Below are 20,986 nucleotides of genomic sequence, written 5' to 3'. Positions count from 1 at the left end.
GGGCCGATAAGGGCAGGAAATGACCGAAGAAATCAGCTATGGCGATTTCGAGCGGGTGGATATCCGCGTCGGAACGATCATCGAGGCGGAAACCTTTCCGGAGGCGCGCAAGCCTGCCTACAAGCTGCGGATCGATTTCGGGCCGGAGATCGGCATCAAGCGTTCCTCCGCACAGATCACCGTGCATTATACGCCGGAAACCCTCGTCGGCCGACAGGTGCTTGCCGTCGTCAATTTTCCGCCGAGACAGATCGGGCCGGTGCGTTCCGAAGTGCTGACCCTCGGTTTCGAGGATGAGGCGGGTGCGATCGTTCTTGCCGCGGTGAGCCAGCCGGTGCCGAACGGCAAGAAGATGATGTGATATCCCTTTCGCAGCCGCAAGGGTGCGGGCTCAGTGAATGTCTCTTGAGACCGGGTCGGTGAGGCTGAAGTCGAGGAACTCCGCTTCGAAGCCTTCGCGTTGCGGCGAGCAGAAGGCGGGGCCGACAGACACTTCCCCCAGCGCAGGATCGAACCAGGCGAGTCGCGCCATGCGCCATTCGTCCACACGGTCGGTGCGATACTGGATGAAGAGCGCATCCCCATTGCGTGTGACGCGCGCGGACATAGTGTCGAATTCCTGCTCCAGCCGGAAAGCCGACCAGTCGGAATTGCCATTTGTGACGACGACGCTGAAATGCCTGGCGCCGTCGGTATATTCAATCCCGCATTTCATCCAGTGCCTGCTGTCATGCCGAACCATCAGGCCGGCCTGATCGTAAAGGTCGCTATATTTCCCGGCGAAGGTCACTTCGGCGGTGAAATCGCCACGACGGGGCGCCCCGAGAAAATGGCCGTTATCGCGGTGGAAGCCGTAGTAGGTTTGCTGCCAGAAATCGGTCTTGTCGCCGGACCGCACGAACAGCCGACCCTGGTTGACCTCCCACATCGGCGGCGTGTTCAGCCAGTGCATGCCATCGATGTCGATCGGCATATGGACCTCCCTCAGGCAGGAATGCGGATAGTGGCCCGCAGGCCGCCCTGCGGGCTGTCGCCAAGCGTGACATTGCCGCCGTGGCTGCGGGCGATGTCGCGGGCAATGGCAAGGCCGAGACCGGTGCCTGATTTGTCTAGGTTGCGGGCCTCGTCCAGACGGAAGAACGGTTTGAAGACGTCCTCGCGCGCGCCGACGGGAATGCCCGGTCCATCGTCGTCGAAGACGATGGTCAACCATTTGGCGCTGTGCCTGGCTTCGATGCGCAGGGTGCTGGCATAGCGGCGGGCATTGGTGGCGAGGTTGGTCACAAGGCGGGTGAAGGCATTCGGGCGCACCGAGATTTCGTCGTCGCCCTCGATCGAGAAGCTCATGGATTTGCCATGCAGGGCAAAGTCCTGCTGGATCTTCTCGAAGATATCGCTGAGCTTGAACGGGCCGACATCTTCCTCGGCCTCGCCGCGCGCAAAGGCCATGTAGCCTTCGAGCATGCTCTGCATATCCTCGACGTCTTCGCTGAGGCCGGCAAGATCGGGATTGTCGCCGACAAGGGCGAGCTGGAGCTTGAAGCGGGTGAGGACGGTGCGCAGGTCGTGGCTGACGCCGGACAGCATCGCCGTGCGCTGCTCGATCTGCCGTTCGATACGCTCCCGCATGAGGATGAAAGCCAGGCCGGCGCGGCGCACTTCGTCGGCCCCGCGCGGAGAGTAATTCTCCAGCCTCTGTCCCTTGCCGAAACTTTCCGCGGCCTGGGCCAGGGCGAGGATGGGGCGGATCTGGCCGCGCAGGAACAGCACGGCAATCCCGATCAGCACCAGAGAGGTGCCGACCATCCACAGAATGAAGATATGGGTATTGGAGGCATAGGTCTGGCTGCGTTTGGCAAAGACGCGCAGGACCTTGTCGGGCAGCTTGACGCGGATTTCCACCAGACTGGAATTGCCGACGGTATCGATCCAGAAAGGCAGGTTGATCTGATCGCGGATCTCATCGCTCAGAATGCCGTCGAGGATCGAAAAGAACGGCTTTTCGCGCGGCGGCGGCAGCTCTCCGCCGGGCTCGATCGAAATGGCGAGGTCGAGCTTCTGCCGCGCGATCTGGGTGATCGCGGAATAATCGGCGTCCTGCGGATAGGTCTGGATGATGGTGATGATGGCGGCGATGTCGCGCGTGGTCGCCATCGACAGCCGCTGCGTCACCATCTGCCAATGGCGCTCCATGAAAACGATAGTGACGACCGCCTGCAGGATGATCATCGGCAGGATGAAGATCAGCAGCGAGCGGGCATAGAGGCCGGTCGGCAGAACATAGCGGCGCAGCCAGCGCGTCAGCCACCGCAGCCCGTTGGAGGGCGTGTGGTCCTGATCGCGCCTGATCGAATCGAATGTCACCATCACCTGATCCCGCGGAGCCGATCTCAGTCTATGCTAAGGCGGTAGCCGATGCCGCGCACCGTCTGTAGCCAGATAGGGTTTGCCGGATCGTCTTCAATCTTGCGGCGCAGCCGGTTGATCTGCACGTCGATCGTGCGCTCGCCCACTTCGGCATCGTTGCCGATGAGCTCGTGACGCGGGATCGTCTCGCCGGCGCGCTTGGCGAAGAGCAGCATGATTTCCTGTTCGCGATCCGTGAGGCGAATGAGTTCCGCCGCCTTCTTCAGCTCCTTGCGGGTGAGCGAAAACGTGTAGGGTCCGAACATGACGAGTTCGATCTTCGGGGAATCGGCGGGCGCGTTGCGCCGCAGGATGTTGTTGATGCGCAGCACCAGCTCGCGCGGGTCGAAGGGCTTCGGCAGATAATCGTCCGCGCCGGCCTCGAGGCCGGCTATGCGGGAATCGGCCTCTGCAAGCGCGGTCAGCATGATGACCGGAATATTCTTGATCGCACGCAGGCTTGCTGTCAGCGAAATGCCGGATTCGCCGGGCATCATCACGTCCATGATGATGAGGTCGAAGTCGAGCCCTTCCAGCTTGCGGCGGGCCTCGGCGCCGTCCGCGGCCGCAGTCACCCGGAATCCCTTTTCCATCAGATAGCGGTTGAGGAGGGCGCGGATACGCGTATCGTCATCCACGACCAGAAGATGTGCTGCATCGTCCGAGATTGCTGTTTTTGTCGTCATTCGGTCCGTCTCGATCCTGTCCTGCCCATAGATTGCGACGCATTCCGCACCGGCGCCTCGGCCTGAGCTGCCGTCACTTCTCGGTCTGCATTCCCCTCAGGAAGCGTTTCACGCTTTCGCGCGTCGCTTCCGAAGCGCCTTCGAATGCCCGTTCAATGCGGCGCGATTGCGGCTCTGCCAGTGCCAGCGCCAGATCGCGTCCGGCCCGCGTCGGGTAAAGCTTGCGCTGCCGCCGGTCCTCCGGACCTGCGACCTGCCGAATATAACCCGAATCGATCAATTGTTTGAGAACTCGCGCCAAACTCTGTTTGGTGATCTGCAATGTTTCCAGAAGGTTCGCAACCGTCATGCCGGGTTCGCGGTTAACGAAGTGGACGACGCGATGGTGAGCGCGTCCGAAGCCGCTCTTGACGAGAATCTGGTCCGGGTCCGAAACGAAATCGCGGTAGGCGAAGAAAAGCAGCTCGATGACCTCGAAATCAATGCTCCCCGCGTTCTGCAGCGGCGTTTCCAGCAGCTCCGTCTTCGCCGCATTCTGGCTCGTCTGTCGTGGCACCCTGGCATTTCCTTTCCTGTTTTGGAGCATCCGGGAAACTTATGCAAAAATACGTCAGCTTTATTGACGCATTTTTACGCTGCCGATCACGTTCGCACAATGGCGAACCGCTCCAATGGCATTGCAGGATTTAAGTGCAGCCCTGCAAAACGCCAGCATATCCTGCATTCTCCTCTGCTGCACCTCATGGATGGGACGTGACAGGAACAATCATCAATCCGCCGGGCAAGGTGGGTGCGAATCGAGAAGCCCTCCGGAAGGAGGAATGTGCCTTGGTAGCGTTGGCTTAACGGCCGCGCGAACGGCAAGACATCACCACCCTCATCCTCTCTCATTTGAAGGAGGGCGATATGCGACAACACGGCAGATCGACCCGATGATCGCGTTTGCCAGGCAAGATAACACATCGAAGCCCCGCAAGCTGAGCGTGTTGCCGCGCCCAGCTTGCGGGGACCAAAAACTTACGACTTGCGGCCGAGAACTGCGCCGACGATTGCGGACAGCACGCCGCCCGCGATCAGCGAGGATATGCCTTGCGCGACGAGGCCGGTGAGAGCCTCGCTGCCGATCAGATTGAGGATGAAGCCGCCGCCGAGACCGCCGATCGCACCAGCGATCGTTCTTGCGACGAGGTTTATCCCCTCCTGCTTCAAAACGGCGCTGGCGGCATTTCCGCCGATCGCACCGGCTATCAGTTGCGTGATGATAGGCCCTAAACTTTCCATGACCACCCTTCTCCCATTGCTCCGGAAGACGCCTCCGGATCCCCTCTCGTCGCGCCCCGGATTGCTGCCTGGGAGCGGCGATAATCCTCTGTGGTCTCAGGATTACATCATGCATGGATCGCTGAAAATAGAAGGGCAACTCCGACGGGAGGATTCAGCGATAATTCCGGGGGAAATCCGCCATGCGGGCATGCGGCCGGCAGACCGCATGCCAATTCCGCCATTTTATTCAGCCTGCCTTGGCGAATCAGCGGTAGACGTAGACGATACGGCGCGTCCCCGGATCGATTAGCACCGGCTGCTGGTTCACTTCGACGTAGCTGTATTGATAGTTCGGAATGCGGTGCACTTCGACGCTTTGCGGAACCTGGGCGCCGACCACCACATCGCCATTCAACTGCACCGCATCGACCGGATTGTCATCGATATAGGTTCGGATTTCTTCCGGTGGCGTAACCGCGACTACGTTGCCGCCGTCCTGAGCGACAGGGCCGAGCAACTGATCGTCCGGGCCGGGCTGGACGCTGCCTGTCTCAACGGGATCGGTTTGCTGGTAGGTGATCGTGGGGACGCCAAGGTCGTCGCGATGGTCCTGAACCACGACCGGCGCGCCGTTCTGCTCGACGCTGAGATATTGCGCGTAGACCCAGCCCCGCATGCCGTTGACGTCGACACGACACCAGCGGCTGCCTTCTATGCAGCCATCCAGCGTTGCCTGCGAGCCCCGCGTCGCGACGCCGACCGTCGGAAATTCCGCGCCGGGGCCCGAGCGAACCTCGATGTCGGTGGCGGTGGTCGCGGACATTTCAATCTGCTCAGCCTGGGCCAGGCCCGCGCTGCCGGCGACGATGACGCCAGCCAGCAGCAAGTTTCTTTTCAAGGACATTGGTTCTCTCCTTCTGGCCTTTAAAGACGTAACCTCAACGTTTCGGGTGCTTCAGTGTTCCGGCGGACATCGCCGCATGACATTGCCGGTTCGGCTGCGTGGTGGGTAAGCTTCTGAACCGTCTGCGTTTTTAGAGGTGCCGGCAGAGCTTGCCATTGGCATGCGCGCTGGTTTGAAGCCGGCAGGGGCTGTTTTGCCCATCGTTTGCGGCTATACCGGCAGCACGAATATCAAACACACGAGGCGCTCCATGGGCATGCTGCAGGCCGGTATCATTCCGGTGACCCCTTTCGAACAGAATTGCACCATCCTGTTCGATCCGGAGACGAAGGAGGGTGTCGTGGTCGATCCGGGCGGCGATGTCGATGTGATCCTGCAGACCGTGCGCGAGAACGGCATCACCCTGAAGGCCGTCTGGCTGACCCATGGCCATATCGATCATGCCGGCGGTGCCGACGAGGTTCGCGAAGCGCTCGGCATAGAGGTGATCGGCCCGCATGAGGACGATCGCTTCCTGCTCGAGGATATCGAAGCCAAGGCCAAGATGTTCAACATCAGCGGCGTGCGCAATGTCGTGCCGGATCGGTTCCTGAAGGAGGGCGACAAGGTCTCATTCGGCGAGCACGAGTTCGAGGTTTTCCATTGCCCCGGACATGCGCCGGGCAATGTCGTCTATTTCAACCGCAAGCAGGGTTTCGCCCATCTCGGCGACGTGCTGTTCAACGGCTCCATCGGGAGAACGGATCTGCCCGGCGGCAATCATCAGCAACTGCTGGACTCGATCCGCGACAAGGTTTTTCCGCTCGGTGACGAGGTCGGCTTCATCTGCGGTCATGGACCGGGCAGCCGGATCGGCGACGAGCGTCGCACAAACCCTTTCCTGCGCGGATTATGATTACAAAGAAAGCGCCGCTCGAAAGCGGCGCTTCGGTTCCTCGTGTCCTGGAGTAATTCCGGGAAAGTGCACAGCGGTTTTCCGCCGGGAATCGCGCGTAAACAAAGAGATAGAGCCGTTCGACGATTCCGTGAAACGCGGAACCGCTCTGGAAATCAGTCGGCCGTGCAGAAATGGCGCATGCCGTCATAGCCGACAAAGGTGCCGGAGCGGCCGTCAAAGCTTCTGTAGCGGTCGTAGCAATAGCGCATCCATGCGGATGACCAGGGGCGCAGGCCGGATACCGGCGGCGGCGCATAGTAGCTGACATCCCGTTCGACATAGACGCGGCGCGGCGGCGGACGGTAATAATAGGGCGGGGGAGGCGCGTCGTAGCCGGGATCGACATAGACGGGCGCCGGCTCGTAATAACGGGGCTGGCTGGCAACGGCCGAACCGACGATCAGGCCGGTTGCGAGACCGGCAGCGCCCAGCGCCCAGCCATCGCGGTTGCGATGGCGCCAGTATTCGTCTGCGGAAGCGGCGGTCATGGAAGTCAGCGTCAATGCCGCGGCCATGGCGGACATGACGAGCGTTTTGCCGAGTATGGTCATTAGCCTATCCTCTAACGGAAGCGGGACAACGGTCCTTCCGCTCTTTCATGAAATGCAGATTAGGCGCGGCAAAGTGAATGCAGACTGAATGACAAAACCCGGCATCGCTGCCGGGCCTCAACTCGAATTTGATAGCCGTCAGGCGTCTCAGCCGGCAATCTGCAGATTGACGGCCTTCGGTCCCTTGCCGCGGCGATCCGGTTCCGTGTCGAAGCTTACTTTCTGGTTTTCCGACAGTCCTGCCAGGCCAGAAGCCTGAACCGCGGAAATATGTACGAAGATGTCAGCTCCACCCTTATCCGGTTTGATGAAACCGAAGCCCTTATCGGTATTGAAAAACTTTACAGTGCCAGTCTCGGCCATGCCTCAGGTCCTTTTCTCTCTGCCCACCATCCACACGGGCAGCATTACTTGTGTTGCCCTTGCGGGCGCTTGCAGGCAGTTCTCGAAATTTGAAGGAAAAGGTCCCCGTAACTCGGCATGGTCTCAATGCGATGTTTGCCACCCGCTTCTCGACCAGGCTGACCGGAATATTAGCGTTTCCGGCTCGCAATTCTATTAGGACTTCCCATGCTCTAAAAATGCCCGAACACCATTGAGAGTGCTGTGTTTATGGGAAATTGGCAAGCAAAAGTTTTTTAACGTGTCGGATGGGGCACAATACCGTAACGCGGCTGTGTTATGGCGATTCGCAAATTTTCCCACTTCGAAACATGTTTTTAAGGTTTTTGCATCGCTCGCGATATAGTTTCGGCGAAATTTTCCCAAATCGGATGGCTCGGACGCCCGTTTTCGCTTGTTCGGAAAAATTTCATCATATCGTGCGTCGCGCCGCTAAAAACGCGCATTTGCGGGCTTTTTCACGCGGCTGCGCTGCGGCGGCGAGCCAATTGCGGAACCAGTTCGACGGCGAGCATCGCGGCAAACATCAGCGCGCAACCGATGTAGCCGAGCCGGCTCATGGTCTCGCCGAGCAACAAAGCGCCGAGCGAAGCGCCGAACAATGCTTCCGAAGCAAGGAAGATCGCGGCTTGCGGGGCAGTAGTATAACGCTGGCCGATGATCTGCAACGCGAAGGCCAGGCCGGACGAAAAGATCCCGACATAGAGGATTTCACCGAGCACGGCACGAATGGCTGCGATGCTGATCGGCTCGATGGCGGCGGCGATCGCCAGAGCAAGCACGGCGCAGACGGCGAATTGCGTTACGGAAATGCCGAGGGGCCGGCCGGTTTCCTTGACGGCGGAACCGGCAAGGACAATTTGCGCCGCCCAGAACAATGCGCAGACCACGGTCAGGAAATCGCCGACCGTCAGACGCAGGAAGGAGCCGCCCGATAGCAGGTAGATGCCGCACAGCGCCATCAGCGCGGCAGGCCAGATGATCCAGTGCGGCGAGCGGCGCAGGAAAATGACGCCAATCAGCGGAACGAACACCACGTAGAGGCCGGTTATGAAGCTGGAATTCGTCACCGTCGTCGTCAGGAGCCCGAGCTGCTGGGTTGCCGCTCCTCCGAAAAGAGCGATGCCGATCAGCAGAAAGGAGAACCGGTCGCTGCGCGTCAGCGGCTTGGCGGCCTTCCTGCTTTCCATCCACACGAAGGGCAGCACGACTATGGTGGCTACGGCAAATCGCAGGCCGATGAACCAGAAGGGCCCGATCGCCTTCATGGCAGTCGACTGCGCGACGAAGCCGCCACCCCAGATCGCGGCGGCAACCAGCAACAACAAATTCGCCTGTATGCGAGACATCTGCATCCTGCGGGAGGGGGAGGAACGGGGCGACGGTTAGCAGCTGCCTTTGCGTCGGGCAAGGGCGAAAGGCGCGGCATTCGGTCCGTTTGCGGCCTAGTTTGCCGCGCGCGAAATCCGCAACAGCGCCCCGTCGGCTTCGTCGGTCGTAATCAGCAGCGCGCCGTCTGGCGCCACCGTGATGTCACGCAGACGGCCGAATTTATCCGCAAACATGCGCTCGCGCTCGACGATCCTGCCGTTCTCGTCACGATCCAGCCGGGACAGCAACTGAAACTTCAGCGCAGTGACCAGCAGATCGCCGTTCCATTCGGGGAACATCCGGCCGCGATAGACGGCGATGGCGCCGGGCGCGATCGAAGGGTCCCAATAGAAAAGGGGTTGCTCCATGCCGACCTTCGCCGTGCCGATGCCGATCTTCGTGCCGGAATAATTGACGCCGTAGGAGATGACTGGCCAGCCGTAATTCCTGCCGGCCTCGGGTGCGTTGATTTCGTCGCCGCCCCGGGCGCCGTGCTCGGCGGTATAGAGCTTGTTCGTGGCGCTATCGAAGGTGATGCCTTGCGGATTGCGATGACCCTTTGACCAGATTTCGGGCAGGGCGCGCTTGCCGTCCTTGAAAGGATTGTTGGCAGGAATGCTGCCATCGGCGCCGATATGGATGATGGAGCCGGCATCGTCATGGAAATTCTGGGCGCGATCCTGCTGGCCGCGGTCGCCGAGACTGACGAACAGGCTGCCGTCCCGCGCGATGGCAATGCGCGAGCCATACTGGATATTGCCGCGAGACAGCGTGTTCATGAGGAAAATGCGCTTCACCCCGGTCAACTGCTTTTCGTCCGCAGACAATTTGGCGCGGAAGACGGCTGTGCCGCTTCCTCCGTCGCCTGCCATGGAAGCGGTGAAATAGAGGGTTCGATTGCCGGAGAAGTTCGGATCGAGTGCCACATCCAGCAGGCCGCCCTGGCCGCGCGCATAGACCTTCGGCACGCCGGCGATTGGCGCGGAGACCTTGCCATCGCGGACGAGCCGCATGCGACCCGGGCGTTCGGTAACGAGATAGGCGCCGTCCGGCAGCACCTCCGCCGCCCAGGGATGATCGAGCCCCGTGGCGAGCGTCTCGACCTTGACGGCCACCTTTTGCGTCTTGATGGTCTGCGCCGGCTCGGCGGCAGGCGCAATTGTCGCCGACAGCAGGACGCAGGCCGTCAAGGCGATCGAAAATGCCGTTCTGTCACGACGCATCCGTGCGAACTCCTTGCCGTCCCTCGCTTCCCGCAAGGTGGGGCCGGCGAGCTGGCATTCAAGGTGCCGATAACGCCTTTGTGTTCTCGTCCGTGCGGTGCAGGCCTCCATTCGGCGCCCTTGAGCCGGCCGCAGGGCAGGCTTTCTTCTACAGTCCGGCTTCGGAGTTCCTTCGTTGGCGATTGGATGATCGGGAAGTCTTTGTTTCCAATCGGAAATTTCGGCTCCGTTCAGAATTTGAATCAACTGCCTCACGTATCGATTCAAGTCCGGGCGGGTTGGCTGTATCGCATTGTGACCGATCCTGGCGGGTTCGGGGGAGCGCCTTTGCAGCTCTCCTGGCGCGTGAGCGGGGCGCAGATGGACGGCCCGGAAAGCCATGAAATAAAGCCACTGTGACGCCTTTGTGCTTGAAACGTCGGCCTATATTCGACATAGAGCTTAGCGCAGAAAACTGGTCCGCAGGCTTTCTGCCAATTTCAACCGAACAGGACCGATCACCATGGCCTTTCTTGCCGACGCTCTTTCCCGTGTAAAGCCTTCTGCCACCATCGCCGTTTCCCAGAAAGCGCGCGAGCTGAAAGCAAAAGGACGCGACGTGATCGGCCTCGGTGCCGGTGAACCGGATTTCGACACGCCCGATAATATCAAGACGGCCGCCATCGACGCGATCAATCGCGGCGAGACGAAGTACACGCCGGTTTCCGGTATTCCGGAACTGCGCAAGGCAATCGCCGCCAAGTTCAAGCGCGAGAACAATCTGGAATACGCTCCCGAGCAGACCATCGTCGGCACGGGCGGCAAGCAGATCCTGTTCAACGCCTTCATGGCGACGCTGAACCCCGGCGATGAAGTCATCATCCCGACGCCTTACTGGGTTTCCTACCCGGAAATGGTGGCGCTGTGCGGCGGCACTCCGGTTTTCGTCGCGACGACGCAGGCCAACAACTTCAAGCTTCAGCCTGCCGACCTCGAAAAGGCGATCACGCCGAAGACCAAGTGGTTCATGTTCAACTCGCCGTCCAACCCGTCGGGCGCTGCCTATTCGCATGACGAGCTGAAGGCGCTGACGGATGTGCTGGTCAAGCATCCGCATGTCTGGATCCTGACGGACGACATGTACGAACACCTGACCTATGGCGAGTTCAAATTCGCCACGCCGGTCGAAGTGGAGCCGAGCCTCTACGACCGCACGCTGACGATGAATGGCGTGTCGAAGGCCTATGCCATGACCGGCTGGCGTATCGGCTATGCCGCCGGCCCGCTGCAGCTCATCAAGGCGATGGACATGATCCAGGGCCAGCAGACCTCGGGTGCGACCTCGATTGCCCAGTGGGCCGCCGTCGAAGCGCTGAACGGTCCGCAGGATTTCATTCCGCGCAACAAGAAAATCTTCGAAGGCCGCCGCGATCTCGTCGTGTCGATGCTGAACCAGGCCAAGGGCATTTCGTGCCCGGTTCCGGAAGGCGCATTCTACGTCTACCCGTCCTGCGCCGGTCTGATCGGCAAGACGGCACCGACCGGCAAGGTCATCGAGACGGACGAGGATTTCGTATCCGAGCTGCTGGAATCGGAAGGTGTGGCGGTCGTTCACGGTTCGGCCTTCGGCCTCGGCCCGAACTTCCGCATCTCCTACGCGACTTCGGAAGAACTGCTCGAGGAAGCTTGCCGCCGCATCCAGCGCTTTTGTGCAGCCTGCAAGTAAGCGTTCGCGAATGGATCAAACGAAAGCCCGCCAGCGATGGCGGGCTTTTTGCATTTGGGCTATCGCCTTGAGTTCATGAACTGATTCAAGCGCTTCCCAACTCGAATCCGCCTGCCGGCCTAAGTCATTGAAATCGGAATCAAAGTCCGAGCGCGGTCAGCATGATGAAGGTGGCGAAAAGAATGAAATGGGTCATGCCCTCGATCGCATTGGTTTCGCCGTCGTTGAGGTTGATGGCGGCGGCGATCAGCGTGATCATCACCATGACTGTCTGCACCGGCGACATGGCCATGATGAAGGGCTGGCCGGTGTAGAGCGCGATACCCTCCATGACCGGCACCGTCAGGATGACGGTCGACAGCGACGCACCCATGGCGATATTGACCGTCGCCTGCATGCGGTTCCTGAGCGCTGCGCGCAACGCGGTCAGGATTTCCGGCGCCGCCGAGATGGCGGCGACGACGATTGCGGCGATGGCGGGCGGAGCGCCCGTGCCTTTGAGGCCCGTATCCATGAAGGCCGACATGAACTCCGCCAGCGCCCCGATCAGCACGACGCCGATCAGGATGGTGACGATGGAGGCGGTGGTGGATTCTTCGTCATGGTGCTCTTCGGCGGCGGCTTTCTTTTCGTTGCGCGGATAGCTGTAGCTGAAAAAATAGCTGTGCTTGCCCACCTGCATGCGCAGGAACAGCGCATAGAGCGCGATCATCGCGACGATGGTGAAGGCGGAATAATAATGCCATTTCACATCGGGAATGAACTCGGGCACGATCATCGAAATGCCCATGGCCGTCAGGATCATCACGCCGTAGGTCTTGCTGGAATCGTCGTTATAGGGCTGCTCGCCATGCTTCAGGCCGCCCAGAAGGGCGGCAAGCCCGAGGATGCCGTTGATATCGAGCATGACGGCGGCATAGATCGTGTCGCGCACCAGCGTCGGCGAGCTTTCGCCGCTCATCATGATGGCAAGGATGATGACTTCGACGGCGACGGCCGACAGCGTCAGGATCATCGTGCCGTAGGGATCGCCGACTTTGACGGCCAGAGTTTCGGCGTGGTGGGCGACCCGCATGGACGCCAGCACAATCGTTGCGATCAATGCCGCTGCCGCCAGCATCGATGCCGTCTGTCCCATCTCCAGCACCGAATGCTCGCCAACATAGGCGATGACGGCAATCGCCAATGCCACCAGGAGGGCTTTTTCCTGTCTGAGCCAGTTTGCTGTAATCACGTCCCCACCTTTGCGCCGATTCACGGTTGCACTCTAAATCAATGATTTCGCACATCAAGCTCGCAGCAGGAGAGTGCGATTTGCAGTCTGTGTCGAATAATGGAATACTGTATGAATAGGTGTCTGCCCAACCCACAAACGTCGCGGCATACTCGAAACCGTCTCAGATGCACGCGGCCCTGCCGGTAACGTCCGGATCCGAAGGTCTTGGCAGATGAGAAGGAGGGTATGAATGGTCAAGGTCGTTTACGAAATCGTGCCGCATGACGGTGGATGGGCTTATCGTTTCCATGATGTTTATTCGGAAGCGTTTCCAACGCATTCCGAGGCGGTGGAAGCCGCCAGGATCGTGGCGGCCGAGCAGCAGGTCGGGGGCGACTCGGCCGAAATCAGCTGGCAGGACGAGAGCGGCAAATGGCATGAGGAATATGCCGATGGCGGCGACCGGCCGGAAACGGAAGTTATCGACGGCCAGGTGCATTTCCCGCCGGTGGACACGGCTCCCGGCGCCTAAGCCGACCGCAGGCTGATCGCCTTCTGGATTATCGCGTCGATGAAGTGACGTTTCTCGGCGGTATATCGGTCGCCGTCATGCCGATGGATTTCAGCGAGTTCCAGCTTCAGCCTCGCATAGGCTGCGGCATCGGCTGGATGCGCTCGAAGATGATCGCGAAAGATCAATCGGCGCTCGTGTGTCTGGTTGCCTGGTGGGCAAAGATAGACGCGTTCCGGCGGTTTGCCGTCGCGCCGCATGAATGCCCAGACCTCGTCGTCGTAGCGGTTGCCGCGCGGCTCGTAGCCTTGCTCCAGAAGAATCCGCGTTGCGCGCGGAATATCGGTGGAACTGCGCAGGATGATGTCGATATCGACGAGCGGCTTTGCGGCAAGACCGGGAATGGACGTGCTGCCGATATGCTCGATCGTCACGACACAGGGTGCCAGCAATCGTTCCAGTTTCTCGCGGATGCGTTTGAAATCCTCTGGCCAGGCCGGGTCGTATGGCACCAGTTCCACCGCCGTTGCTGGGGTCATGATCGCTCCTCCGTGTCGTTCCCCTTGATATAGTCCAGCAATCCGGCGACGAGCGCATCGAAGGTCACGCGGCAACGCGGGGATGTCTTCAGGTTCTCGTGCATCACGATCCAGGTCTCTATCGACAATTCGATCTCCGGCAGCACGCGCACGAGACTTGCATCCCGTCTTGCGAGCGGCGTCTGATAGAAGCCTATGCCTATGCCGGCTCGCAGCGCGTTGTGCAGCGCCGTGCTGTGGTCGGATCGAAAGCTGAAAGAGACGCCGTCGAGCATCGGATAGCGCTTCAGCATCGTGCGTATGTAGGCCGTCTGGCGATCGAAGCCGATCATCTTGTGCCGGAGGCGCAGGTCTTCGATCGTTTCGGGTTTGCCGTGCCGCTCGACATAGCTGCGGTGTGCGTAGAGGCCAAGTTTGATGGTCCCGATATGCCGGGCGAGCAGAGCCTCCTGCGCAGGCGCGACCATGCGTACGGCGATATCGGCCTCCCGCTGCAGCAGGTCTTCCACAGTGTCGGAGGGAGAAAGCTCCACGACGAGGTCGGGATATCGTGCCTGTAGCGTCGCGAGGATCGACGGCAGCACTTCCGTTCCGATCACCTCGCTGGCGCTGATGCGGACCGTGCCGCTGACTTTGTCGCGAGAGCCGGAGGCCGCGCGCAACAGGGCGGCCGCCGTGCTGGCCAGCGTTTCCGCATAGGGTTTCAGGACAAGTGCGGCATCGGTCGGCAACAGGCCCTGTTGCGACCGCGTAAACAGTTCGGCACCGACGGACTGTTCCAAGGCGTCGATATGACGGCCGACCGTCGGCTGCGTCAGGCCCAGCTCCCGGGCGGCGGCCGAGAGCGAGCCGTGCTCTAGCACGGTAAGAAAGGTACGATAGAAATCCCAGCTCGGTTCGGTTGATGCCATACATTTATGTATACCATCTGCAGATTTTTCCGCAATTTCGTCTATTATATGCGCGGAGCATAGTCACCCCCATCGAAACCGATGGAGATGACCATGAGCAACGAGACAGATCATGTGAAGACCGCCCTGATACTCGGCGCGACCGGCGGTATTGGCGGTGCCGTCGCCGACGGGCTTGCGCTTCGTGGCTGGCGCATTCGCGCGCTGAATCGCAATGCGGCGGAGGCTGCCCGCCGCCGGCCGGAGTTCGACTGGATTCAGGGCGATGCCATGCAGGCGGCGGATGTCCTCAAGGCCGCGGAGGAGGCCGATGTCATCGTGCACGCCGTCAATCCGCCCGGCTACCGCAATTGGGGGCAGGTCGTGCTGCCGATGCTGGACAATACCATTGCCGCTGCCAAGGCGGTCGGCGCAAGGATCGTGCTGCCGGGTACGGTCTACAATTTCGGCCCCGATGTCTTCCCGAATGTCACGGAGGACAGTGCGCAGCGGCCGAAAACCCGCAAGGGGGCGATCCGCGTGCAGATGGAGCGGCGCCTGAGGGCGGCCGCAGAGCAGGGGGATGCGCCCGTCATCATCGTTCGCGCCGGCGACTTCTTCGGCGGAGCCCGCGCCAACAGCTGGTTCTCGCAGGCCATGGTGACGCCGGGCAAGCCGATCGGCACGATGACCTATCCGGGCAAGCGCGGCATCGGTCATCAATGGGCTTACCTGCCCGACGTTGCAGAGACGATGATCCGGCTGATAGAGAAAGGCGACGAGCTGCCCACCTTCGCCGTCTATCATATGCGCGGCTATTGGGATGGCGATGGCAGGCAGATGGTCGATGCCGTACAGCGCGTGCTCGGACATAAGGTGAAGGTGAAGGCTTTTCCCTGGTGGATCGTGCCGCTGGCGGCTCCCTTCGTTCCCTTCATGCGTGAGCTGCGCGAAATGAGCTATCTCTGGGACGTGCCGCTGCAGATGCGAAACGACAGGCTGCTGGCCGTGCTCGGCGAAGAGCCGCATACGCCGATCGATGAGGCCATTCGGGCAAGCCTCATGTCGATCGGCTGCATGCAGGCCGCTTGAAGCCGCCTTTGCTACGCGACGTTGCCAATCGAGCGCCGATATGGAAAACCCTCGCAACTCAGGTTGCGAGGGTGTCTTGCCGATATCAAAATCGGGTGGGGAAGGCCGGCTCAGGCGGCTTCGTCGAGCGTCGGATAGTCGGCGTAACCCTTGGGGCCGCCGCCATAGAGCGTTGCCTGATCGAACGGAGCAAGCGGTGCGTTCTCCTTCAGGCGGCGGACCAGATCCGGGTTGGAGATGAAGGGCTTGCCGAAGGCAACGACGTCCGCCTTGCCGCTCTCGACGGCTTCGATCGCCATCTCGCGGGTATAGGCGTTGTTGACCATCCAGCCGGCCTTGCCGCCCGCGGCCTTATAGGCTGCGTGCAGGGCGTCATAATCGAAGGGCAGGAAATCGCGCTTGCCGCCGGTCTGGCCTTCGATGACGTGGATATAGGCGAGGCCGTATTTCGCCAGACCTTCGACGACATAGGTGAAGAGCGGCTGCGGAGCCGGGTCGCTGGCATCGCCCGATGGCGTTACCGGCGAAATGCGGATTGCCGTGCGGCCGGCGCCGACTTCGCTGGTGACTGCATCGACCACTTCGAACAGGAAGCGGGCGCGATTTTCGATCGAGCCGCCGTACTGGTCGGTGCGGTCGTTGACGTTGCCGCGCAGGAACTGGTCGATCAGATAGCCGTTGGCGGCATGGATCTCGACGCCATCGAAACCGGCATCGATCGCGGCGCGGGCAGCCTTGCGATAGTCCTCGATGATGCCCGGGATTTCCGAGGTTTCGAGCGCACGCGGTTCGGAGACGTCGGCAAAGCTGCCGCTGCCATCGCTGTTGACGAGATAGGTCTTGGAATTTTCAGCGCGGCGGGAGGTCGAGGACACCGGCTTGCCACCGTTCGGCTGCAGGCTTGTGTGCGAGATACGGCCCACATGCCACATCTGGACGACGATCTTGCCGCCATTGGCGTGGACGGCATCCGTTACCTTCTTCCAGCCGTCGAGCGCTTCCCTGGTGTAAAGACCGGGCACGTCGGCATAGCCCTGACCCTGGTGGGTGATGGCGGTGGCTTCGGTGATGATCAGGCCGGCGGTTGCGCGCTGGGCGTAATATTTGACGTTCAGATCGTTCGGCACGGCATTGGGCGAGCGGTTACGCGTCAGCGGGGCCATGACGATGCGGTTGGCAATCGAGATGTCGCCAAGCTTCGTCGGTTCGAACAATTTGGTCATGGATCGTCCTTTCGTTGGGGAGAAGGTGGAGAAAAGGGGGAGGGTCAGGAAGAGGCGAGTGCCTCGCCCTTCGGGCGCATGGTGGAGAAGGTCAGCAAGACGGTCAGGAAGCCCAGGATCGCCATGGCCGCGCCGGCGAGCGGCACCTGAGCCAGGGAGAAGCCCTCGTCGATGACCACGCCGCCGACCCAGGCGCCGAGCGCATTGCCGGTGTTGAAGGCGCCGATGTTGATGGTCGAGACGAGGTTGGGGGCGTCCTTGCCGAAGGCAACGACGTTGATTTGCAGAGCAGGCACGGCCGCGAAAGCCGCGGTCGCCCAGAGGAAGAGCGTGATTTCCGCACCGATAAAGGAGTGAATGGTGACGCTGAAGATCGCCGATGTTGCCGCGATCGCCAGGAAGACACCGGCAAGCGTCGTGCCGAGGCGCCAGTCCGCCAGCTTGCCGCCGATCAGATTGCCGATCGTCAGGCCGACTCCGATCGACAGCAGCGTCCAGGTCACGGTTGCAGGCGAGACACCGGTTACGTCGCGCAGCATGGGGGCGATATAGGTGAAAAGCGCAAACATGGCGGCGGAGAAGAAGACGGTCGTCAGCAGGGCCAGCCACAGGCTGAGGCCACGCAGGGCCGCAATCTCGCGGCCAAGACTGCCCTGGCGCGTCTCTTCGCTCTTGGGCAGTACCGCGGCGAGACCGGCGATAGAGGCGGCGCCGAGAAGCGTGACGATCCAGAATGGCGCGCGCCAGCCGAAAGCCTGTCCGAATGCCGTGCCCAGGGGAACGCCGAGCACATTGGCGAGCGTCAGGCCGGTGAACATCAGGGCGACGGCGCGCGCCTTGCGATCCTCCGGCACCAGGCTTGCCGCGACGACAGAGCCGATGCCGAAGAAGGCGCCATGGCAGAGCGCGGTAACGATGCGGGCGATCATCAACACCCAATAGTTTGGAGCGACGGCACAGAGAAGATTGCCGAGAATGAAGAAGCCCATCAGCATGATCAATGCCGAGCGGCGGCGCAAATGGGCGGTCGAGACAGCCATGATCGGTGCGCCGATCGCAACGGCCAGCGCATAGCCCGTCACCAGCCAGCCCGCTTGGGGAATGGTGACGCCGAGATCGGCGGCGACTTCAGGCAGCAGCCCCATGATGACGAATTCGGTCGTGCCGATGGCGAAGGAGCTGAGTGCGAGGACGAGAAGCGCGAGCGGCATGTTCAGAGTTCCTTTTGCATGGCCGCGAGGAATTCGGCGATCGTTTCCTCGTTGCGCTTGTAGAAAATCCATTGGCCGAGCCGCCGCGTCGTCACCAGGCCGGCGCGGTGCAGCGTGCCGAGATGGGCCGAGACGGTCGATTGCGACAGGCCGCAGCGTTCGAACTGGCTGGCGCAGACGCCGAGTTCGAGCGGGTGCTCCTGTGTCGGAAAATGGGCCTGGGGATCCTTCAGGTGGTTGAGGATTTCCAGCCTGGCCGGATGGGCCAGAGCCTTCAGTATCTCGTTCTTGTCCATGGCGTTCACATCAATATCGAATAATCCCGATTCATGTATCGACGGATTTCGATATATCAAGAGCGAGGCAAAAGATTATTTTCGCAAGACGGCCAAGGTGAGTGCTTAGAAATTGGGCAAAAAAAGAGGGCCACCGGAATAAACCAGGGCCCTTATAGGTGTGAAGGTCAAAACCTCCAGAGGGGAACAGCCAATGCGGTGGAACTGGGAGGAAAAGCCACCATGTGCATCAGCTGTGTGCGTTATGCTGCTAATTTGTGCAGTGCGCAATGCTTTTTTGTGCATGGCAGTTATGCGTTCGCGACGCCGGGATCGAAAAGGCAAAAAAAAGGGCCTCCGGAGTAAACCAGGGCCCTATAGGTATGAAGGTCAAAAACCTCCAGAGGGGAACAGCCAATGCGGTGGAACTGGGAGGAAAAGCCACCGTGTGCATCAGCTATGTGCGATATGGTAGTTAAATGTGCAGGCTTCAACTCTGTTTTGCGCATATCAGCTATGCATCATACGCGCAGCTGATATATTAGTCCGAAAAAATGTTCGTTATCAGTGACTTACCTTTGCTAGAAATTCCAGTTGCGAGCCTTCGTCACGATAAAATCGCGAAAAACTTTCAGCTTGGCTGCGTTTTTCATCTCGTCTGGATAGCAGAAATAAGTGTCGAAGGATGGAACGTCGGCATTGATCGCGAGCTGAATGAGGCCGGGGTCGCGCCCGACGATATAGTCCGGCAGCACGGCTATGCCGATGCCGAGCAGGCAGGCGCGCTTGATCGATGTCTGGCTGTTGATCTGCAGGTGCGGGATGCGCTTGTTGTCGGATGACCGGCCGGCGATTTCCAGCCAGTTCACATCGAGCAGGTAGTTCGGTGCCGGTTCGCCGAAGCTGATGATGCGGTGATTGTCCAGATCCTCCACCGACTGCGGCTCGCCGTAGCGGTTGATGTAGGAGGGGGCCGCATAGACGTGCATATGCACCGTGAAGAGCTTGCGCTGAATGAGATCCGACTGCTGCGGCTGGCGCAGACGGATGGCGCAGTCCGCATGACGCATGTTCACGTCCAGCTCCTCGTTGTCGAGGATGAGCTGAATCTGCATATCGGGATAAAGCTGCAGGAATTCCTGGATCTTGTCGGTCAGCCAGCCCTGGCCGAGGCCGACCGTCGTCGTCACCCGCAGCTTGCCGCTCGGCTTGTCGGTCGTCTCGGTCAATTGCATCTTGACCGTTTCGAGCTTCAGCAGAACGTCATGGGCGGTGCGGTAGAGCAACTCTCCCTGTTCCGTCAGGATAAGACCGCGCGCATGGCGGTGAAAAAGTTTGATGCCGACATCCTGCTCAAGTGCGCTGACCTGTCGGCTGATGGCGGATTGGGACAGATGCAGCTTGTCGGCCGCATGCGTAAACGAACCCGCTTCGGCAGCTGCGTGAAAAATACGCAGCTTGTCCCAATCCAATGGCATGCCGTTTCCCCTCATCGGCTGCATCACTCCGCAGCCACGGCGACGGGCATGTGCCCGGTCAAGTAGCGTTCCGCCTCAAGCGCCGCCATGCAGCCCATCCCCGCTGCCGTGATCGCCTGCCGGAACGTATCGTCGGTCACGTCGCCGGCGGCATAGATGCCATCGACGCTGGTCGCGGTCGAATCGGGAGCGGTCCAGAGATAACCATTGTCCTTGAGTTTCAGCTTGCCCTTGAAGAGTTCGGTCGCCGGCGCATGGCCGATCGCGACGAATACGCCGTCGATTGCCGTTTCGGTGACTGCGCCGGTGCGCACGTCGCGCAGGCGAGCCCCCGTCACGGACGGCGGCATCGGCGGCTTGGCCGGCGTGCCGGTGATCTCGGCGACTTCGGAATTCCAGAGCACCTTGACGTTTGCCTTGGCGAACAGGCGTTCCTGCAGGATCTTTTCGGCGCGGAAGGAATCACGGCGATGCACGACCGTCACCGACTTGGCGATGTTGGAAAGATAGAGCGCTTCCTCGACGGCGCTGTTGCCGCCGCCGACCACGATCACGTCCTTGTTGCGATAGAAGAAGCCGTCGCAGGTGGCGCAGGCGGAGACGCCGAAGCCCTGGAAATGCTGCTCGCTCTCGATGCCGAGCCACTTCGCCTTGGCGCCGGTGGCGATGATGAGGGTATCGGCGGTCCAGACCTGGCCGCTATCCGTGCGGGCAACGAAGGGGCGCTGGCTGGTGTCGACCTCGGTTACGAGATCGTTGACGATTTCGGCACCGACATGCTGGGCCTGCAGCAGCATCTGCTCCATCAGCCAAGGGCCCTGGATCGGATCGGCAAAGCCCGGATAGTTCTCGACATCCGTCGTGATCATCAGCTGGCCGCCCTGTTCCAGACCGGCGATCAGAACCGGCTGCAGCATCGCGCGGGCAGCATAGACCGCGGCGGTATAGCCGGCTGGGCCAGAGCCGATGATGAGCACCTTCGTGTGGCGGGCAGGCATAGTCAGTCCTTTCAATTTCGGCGATTGGGAAACCGCGGCTTCAAACGCGCAAAGCAGGCGATTTCGCGATCTGCCGCTTCATTTATGATTGCCTTATGCATTTAT

23 protein-coding genes are annotated in these 20,986 nt (G+C 60.7%); 5 read left to right on the top strand and 18 right to left on the bottom strand.

Annotated features, from left to right (window positions below; all coding sequences use genetic code 11):
* Nucleotides 1-19 precede the first annotated feature (19 nt).
* The gene (locus ACJJVH_RS09600) at nucleotides 20-361 is read left to right on the top strand and encodes a tRNA-binding protein (RefSeq protein ID WP_412063797.1); all 342 of its coding nucleotides are present in this window, start codon (nucleotides 20-22) and stop codon (nucleotides 359-361) included.
* A gap of 30 nt (nucleotides 362-391) precedes the next feature.
* Here ACJJVH_RS09600 and ACJJVH_RS09595 read toward each other — a convergent pair whose 3' ends face one another.
* The 6 genes from ACJJVH_RS09595 to ACJJVH_RS09570 form a co-directional block, all read right to left on the bottom strand.
* Nucleotides 392-973: a DUF1349 domain-containing protein gene (locus tag ACJJVH_RS09595; RefSeq protein ID WP_412063796.1), complete on the bottom strand. Its 582-nt coding sequence runs from the start codon at nucleotides 971-973 to the stop codon at nucleotides 392-394.
* A gap of 11 nt (nucleotides 974-984) precedes the next feature.
* Nucleotides 985-2,367, bottom strand: coding sequence for an ATP-binding protein (locus ACJJVH_RS09590; RefSeq protein ID WP_112803825.1), 1,383 nt, complete (start codon nucleotides 2,365-2,367; stop codon nucleotides 985-987).
* Nucleotides 2,368-2,390: 23 nt separating this feature from the next.
* Nucleotides 2,391-3,092 carry a response regulator gene (locus tag ACJJVH_RS09585; protein ID WP_112803826.1) on the bottom strand — a complete coding sequence of 234 codons (702 nt, stop codon included), beginning with the start codon at nucleotides 3,090-3,092 and terminating at the stop codon, nucleotides 2,391-2,393.
* A 73-nt stretch (nucleotides 3,093-3,165) separates the two neighbouring features.
* On the bottom strand, nucleotides 3,166-3,648 hold the full coding sequence (locus ACJJVH_RS09580; RefSeq protein ID WP_112803889.1) for a MarR family transcriptional regulator: 483 nt from the start codon (nucleotides 3,646-3,648) through the stop codon (nucleotides 3,166-3,168).
* A 461-nt stretch (nucleotides 3,649-4,109) separates the two neighbouring features.
* Nucleotides 4,110-4,373, bottom strand: coding sequence for a hypothetical protein (locus tag ACJJVH_RS09575; RefSeq protein WP_112803827.1), 264 nt, complete (start codon nucleotides 4,371-4,373; stop codon nucleotides 4,110-4,112).
* 247 nt (nucleotides 4,374-4,620) lie between these two features.
* Complete coding sequence (locus tag ACJJVH_RS09570) at nucleotides 4,621-5,259, bottom strand: DUF1236 domain-containing protein (RefSeq protein ID WP_412063795.1); 639 nt, start codon at nucleotides 5,257-5,259, stop codon at nucleotides 4,621-4,623.
* A gap of 250 nt (nucleotides 5,260-5,509) precedes the next feature.
* Here ACJJVH_RS09570 and ACJJVH_RS09565 point away from each other — a divergent pair, with 250 nt between their 5' ends.
* On the top strand, nucleotides 5,510-6,154 hold the full coding sequence (locus tag ACJJVH_RS09565; RefSeq protein ID WP_412063794.1) for an MBL fold metallo-hydrolase: 645 nt from the start codon (nucleotides 5,510-5,512) through the stop codon (nucleotides 6,152-6,154).
* A 155-nt stretch (nucleotides 6,155-6,309) separates the two neighbouring features.
* On the opposite strand, the gene ACJJVH_RS09560 is transcribed toward ACJJVH_RS09565, so the two are convergent.
* From ACJJVH_RS09560 to ACJJVH_RS09545, 4 genes are all read right to left on the bottom strand, one after another.
* On the bottom strand, nucleotides 6,310-6,747 hold the full coding sequence (locus tag ACJJVH_RS09560) for a BA14K family protein (protein WP_412063793.1): 438 nt from the start codon (nucleotides 6,745-6,747) through the stop codon (nucleotides 6,310-6,312).
* Between the two features lie 147 nt (nucleotides 6,748-6,894).
* Nucleotides 6,895-7,110 (bottom strand): cold-shock protein, encoded by a 216-nt coding sequence (locus ACJJVH_RS09555; RefSeq protein WP_004116423.1) that lies wholly within the window; start codon nucleotides 7,108-7,110, stop codon nucleotides 6,895-6,897.
* Between the two features lie 497 nt (nucleotides 7,111-7,607).
* Complete coding sequence (locus ACJJVH_RS09550; protein ID WP_412063792.1) at nucleotides 7,608-8,498, bottom strand: DMT family transporter; 891 nt, start codon at nucleotides 8,496-8,498, stop codon at nucleotides 7,608-7,610.
* Nucleotides 8,499-8,594: 96 nt separating this feature from the next.
* Nucleotides 8,595-9,743 (bottom strand): PQQ-dependent sugar dehydrogenase, encoded by a 1,149-nt coding sequence (locus ACJJVH_RS09545; protein ID WP_412063791.1) that lies wholly within the window; start codon nucleotides 9,741-9,743, stop codon nucleotides 8,595-8,597.
* Between the two features lie 502 nt (nucleotides 9,744-10,245).
* Here ACJJVH_RS09545 and ACJJVH_RS09540 point away from each other — a divergent pair.
* Complete coding sequence (locus ACJJVH_RS09540) at nucleotides 10,246-11,448, top strand: pyridoxal phosphate-dependent aminotransferase (RefSeq protein ID WP_112803831.1); 1,203 nt, start codon at nucleotides 10,246-10,248, stop codon at nucleotides 11,446-11,448.
* A 139-nt stretch (nucleotides 11,449-11,587) separates the two neighbouring features.
* Here the strand turns inward: ACJJVH_RS09540 and ACJJVH_RS09535 are convergent, their stop codons facing one another.
* Nucleotides 11,588-12,682, bottom strand: coding sequence for a calcium:proton antiporter (locus tag ACJJVH_RS09535; RefSeq protein ID WP_113385870.1), 1,095 nt, complete (start codon nucleotides 12,680-12,682; stop codon nucleotides 11,588-11,590).
* Between the two features lie 232 nt (nucleotides 12,683-12,914).
* Here ACJJVH_RS09535 and ACJJVH_RS09530 point away from each other — a divergent pair, with 232 nt between their 5' ends.
* Nucleotides 12,915-13,196, top strand: a complete 282-nt coding sequence (locus tag ACJJVH_RS09530; RefSeq protein WP_112803832.1) for a DUF2188 domain-containing protein — start codon at nucleotides 12,915-12,917, stop codon at nucleotides 13,194-13,196.
* Here the strand turns inward: ACJJVH_RS09530 and ACJJVH_RS09525 are convergent.
* Together ACJJVH_RS09525 and ACJJVH_RS09520 are read right to left on the bottom strand one after the other, a co-directional pair.
* Nucleotides 13,193-13,714: a GrpB family protein gene (locus ACJJVH_RS09525; protein ID WP_113422041.1), complete on the bottom strand. Its 522-nt coding sequence runs from the start codon at nucleotides 13,712-13,714 to the stop codon at nucleotides 13,193-13,195. The two genes, ACJJVH_RS09530 and ACJJVH_RS09525, sit on opposite strands and share 4 nt — an antisense overlap.
* Complete coding sequence (locus ACJJVH_RS09520; RefSeq protein WP_412063790.1) at nucleotides 13,711-14,625, bottom strand: LysR family transcriptional regulator; 915 nt, start codon at nucleotides 14,623-14,625, stop codon at nucleotides 13,711-13,713. The genes ACJJVH_RS09525 and ACJJVH_RS09520 overlap by 4 nt, the downstream gene beginning before the upstream one ends.
* Before the next feature lie 93 nt (nucleotides 14,626-14,718).
* Here ACJJVH_RS09520 and ACJJVH_RS09515 point away from each other — a divergent pair, with 93 nt between their 5' ends.
* A complete protein-coding gene (locus tag ACJJVH_RS09515) occupies nucleotides 14,719-15,696 on the top strand; it encodes an NAD-dependent epimerase/dehydratase family protein (RefSeq protein WP_412063789.1) in 978 nt (325 codons plus the stop codon).
* Between the two features lie 110 nt (nucleotides 15,697-15,806).
* Here the strand turns inward: ACJJVH_RS09515 and ACJJVH_RS09510 are convergent, their stop codons facing one another.
* From ACJJVH_RS09510 to trxB, 5 genes are all read right to left on the bottom strand, one after another.
* Nucleotides 15,807-16,919 carry an alkene reductase gene (locus tag ACJJVH_RS09510; RefSeq protein WP_113369609.1) on the bottom strand — a complete coding sequence of 371 codons (1,113 nt, stop codon included), beginning with the start codon at nucleotides 16,917-16,919 and terminating at the stop codon, nucleotides 15,807-15,809.
* A 44-nt stretch (nucleotides 16,920-16,963) separates the two neighbouring features.
* Nucleotides 16,964-18,130, bottom strand: coding sequence for an MFS transporter (locus ACJJVH_RS09505; protein WP_113405592.1), 1,167 nt, complete (start codon nucleotides 18,128-18,130; stop codon nucleotides 16,964-16,966).
* A gap of 2 nt (nucleotides 18,131-18,132) precedes the next feature.
* Complete coding sequence (locus ACJJVH_RS09500; protein ID WP_112803837.1) at nucleotides 18,133-18,426, bottom strand: metalloregulator ArsR/SmtB family transcription factor; 294 nt, start codon at nucleotides 18,424-18,426, stop codon at nucleotides 18,133-18,135.
* Between the two features lie 560 nt (nucleotides 18,427-18,986).
* Complete coding sequence (locus ACJJVH_RS09495; RefSeq protein ID WP_112803894.1) at nucleotides 18,987-19,883, bottom strand: LysR family transcriptional regulator VtlR; 897 nt, start codon at nucleotides 19,881-19,883, stop codon at nucleotides 18,987-18,989.
* A gap of 23 nt (nucleotides 19,884-19,906) precedes the next feature.
* A complete protein-coding gene (trxB, locus tag ACJJVH_RS09490) occupies nucleotides 19,907-20,881 on the bottom strand; it encodes a thioredoxin-disulfide reductase (RefSeq protein ID WP_112803838.1) in 975 nt (324 codons plus the stop codon).
* Nucleotides 20,882-20,986: the final 105 nt, after the last annotated feature.

It is taken from the genome of Rhizobium sp. SYY.PMSO (assembly GCF_046840415.1).
Lineage (GTDB): Bacteria > Pseudomonadota > Alphaproteobacteria > Rhizobiales > Rhizobiaceae > Rhizobium.
Note: the sequence above shows the minus strand (reverse complement) of the source record. Positions and strands in the feature narration are given on the sequence as shown.